Annotated in this window: 3 protein-coding genes; 2 read left to right on the forward strand and 1 reads right to left on the reverse strand. The window is 47.8% G+C overall.

Annotated features, from left to right (window positions below):
• The coding region (locus tag ACJMNB_RS13440; RefSeq protein WP_405340265.1) for a class I tRNA ligase family protein at window positions 1–328 on the forward strand (328 nt) is incomplete at its 5' end.
• Window positions 329–539: 211 nt separating this feature from the next.
• On the opposite strand, the gene ACJMNB_RS13445 is transcribed toward ACJMNB_RS13440, so the two are convergent.
• Window positions 540–1,217 (reverse strand): DUF3800 domain-containing protein, encoded by a 678-nt coding sequence (locus tag ACJMNB_RS13445; RefSeq protein WP_141398345.1) that lies wholly within the window; start codon window positions 1,215–1,217, stop codon window positions 540–542.
• Between the two features lie 569 nt (window positions 1,218–1,786).
• Here ACJMNB_RS13445 and ACJMNB_RS13450 point away from each other — a divergent pair.
• Window positions 1,787–2,319: collagen-like protein (locus ACJMNB_RS13450; protein ID WP_405343343.1), on the forward strand; the 533-nt coding region annotated here is incomplete at its 3' end.

Below are 2,319 nucleotides of genomic sequence, written 5' to 3' on the forward strand. Positions count from 1 at the left end.
ACCGTGCGAAACCTTCGTGAAGTTGCTGCACCCGTTTGCCCCGCATATCGCCGAAGAAATGTGGAGCATCCTCGGTCACAACGAATCGCTCACGAACGTCGCCTGGCCGGAAGCTGACCACTCCAAGGCTGTGGAAAACACCGTGGAAGTCGTGTTCCAGGTGAACGGCAAGGTCCGCGCCAAGGCAAGCGTCGCCAAGGATATGGACAAGGCCGCTCTCGAAAAGCTCGCCATGGAAAACGAACGTATGAAGGAGTTTATGGCGGGTAAGACTGTCGTGAAGTCCATCGTGGTTCCGGGCAAGCTCGTGAACATCGTGGTCAAGTAAAGGGGGGAAGTGTCCCCCTCGCTTCAGCCCCGGCCCCGCCCTTATAATCACGCCCACTCAATGAGTGGGCGTCTTTTATACAACCCACCCAGCCGGGTCTTACGCTACCCCTTCTAGCGGGTGCTCAGACGCCGCACCCGCAACGCCCGGCTTACTTACAAATGCAAAAGACCTCATTGCTGAGGTCTTTTGGGGAAACATCTAATTCAAATTAATTCCATTCTTTCTTTCTCAGAGCCTTTAAATAGTTCTGTTTCAAGTCGCGCTTGTTGCCGAAGAAAATCATTTCGGATTTTGAGAAAAGATTGTTTTCAAGTTTCAGGTTCAAAAGTTCCATCGTGCAAATAAAGTCTGCGACCTGGAACAATTTATAATCAGTAGGCATCACTTTTCGGAAAATTGGGTTTGGCAGCAGTGCGTTGAATACAGACGACAAAAGCTTGCTTACTTCGACTTGTCCATTGTCGTAGTAAATTTTGACATCGTTGAAAGCAAGAAAATCATCATAATGATTTCTAATGAACGAGGATATTTGCTTCGAAAGTTTGCCTGTTGCTTCTACAGAATCTTTGATGTGCTTTTTTTCGATGGAAAAACATTTGTACTGGATACCTACTGAACGGATAAACGCCATCATTTTGTTGAAAATGCGCCTCCGCTCAGCTATTCCCATGTCTTTATAAATTTCTTCCTTGCGGATAATTGGGCCGGTGTGGATGCAAAGATTCTCAAGTCCAAGATAAGACAGCTCGGTATCAAGACGAATAACGTTTTCTTGAATGTCGACTTCTTGGTCATGGAACACCATTGTTATTATGTAATACGGAGAATGTGGGCTATATTCGCCAAAATCCCCCGACTCATCGATGAAAACACTTAGTTCCTTCAAGACTCTCTCCACAAAAAAGGCGAGGAACTTCCTCGCCAAAGATGGACCTGGGTCTTTCGACCAGCCCGGTTATAATATACCAATTTTTATTAGAAAAGTCAACATGTAGAGCTTCTTCCAGCTTGGAATAATCGTCTGGCGGGCCTAGACGGGGCGTTTTTGGCGTTTTTTCGCACAAAAACAGGCTGCTTTGTAAATATTCATTGCGTCCGGGCTGTATTTAAGTTATTTTTGAATTGGACATATTAGAGAGTTTAGCTCTTGTTCTCAAAGTGAAATCTCGACCATTTCAGTAACCGAGAGCAAGGCGAACGCTCACGCAGGTATGCCGTTTTGCGGTGTATCTCGGTTTGCTGTACCAGCTTTTTAGCTGGTCTTTGGTCGTATGACCAGAGAGCAACAGCCCTTTTGGGGCGTGGGTCGCTCGCGTTTATCGGTTACAGGCTGTCGAGAGCCTCACTTTGGTAAACCGTGGCACCCGCGCCTTTTTTGTATCTATACAAAATTGGCTCAATTTATTGCGGCTGAACAGGGGCGGACTCCAAGGAATTTAACCGATGGAGGCTGTTTTGGCTTGGAACAAAAACGTAAACACGAACGCACCTAGCAATAGCGTCATTGCGAACCTGCTGAAAGTAGGTGTGGCAATCTCTATATGCGCTATTCTATTCGCCTGTGGTGACGATGTGACGAACGAAAACATCACCCAAATTGTGCAAGAGAACGTGGTAGTCGTCGCCGATGTTTCCAAACTTCCTGATTGCACGTCCGAAAACGAAGGCCAGCAGGCGCTGGTCAAGGGTGAACCGTCGCCGCGTATTTGCGTCGATGGCAAGTGGTTTGCGACCTTTTCGGATTATACCGACAAGTTGGACGACTTCAAGTGTTCTGCCGAAAAGTTGAAGGACGACAGCGGCCTAAAGATTTTGTGTAACGGTGATTCCATCGGTGTTGTCTTGAATGGCTCCAACGGTTCTAATGGCGTAAACGGAGCGCAGGGTATTCAGGGCGAGAAAGGCGACAAGGGCGATACCGGTGCACAAGGCGTCCAAGGCGAGAAAGGCGACAAGGGCGATACCGGTGCACAAGGCGTCCAAGGCGA

It is taken from the genome of Fibrobacter sp., assembly GCF_045131395.1.
Taxonomy (GTDB): domain Bacteria; phylum Fibrobacterota; class Fibrobacteria; order Fibrobacterales; family Fibrobacteraceae; genus Fibrobacter.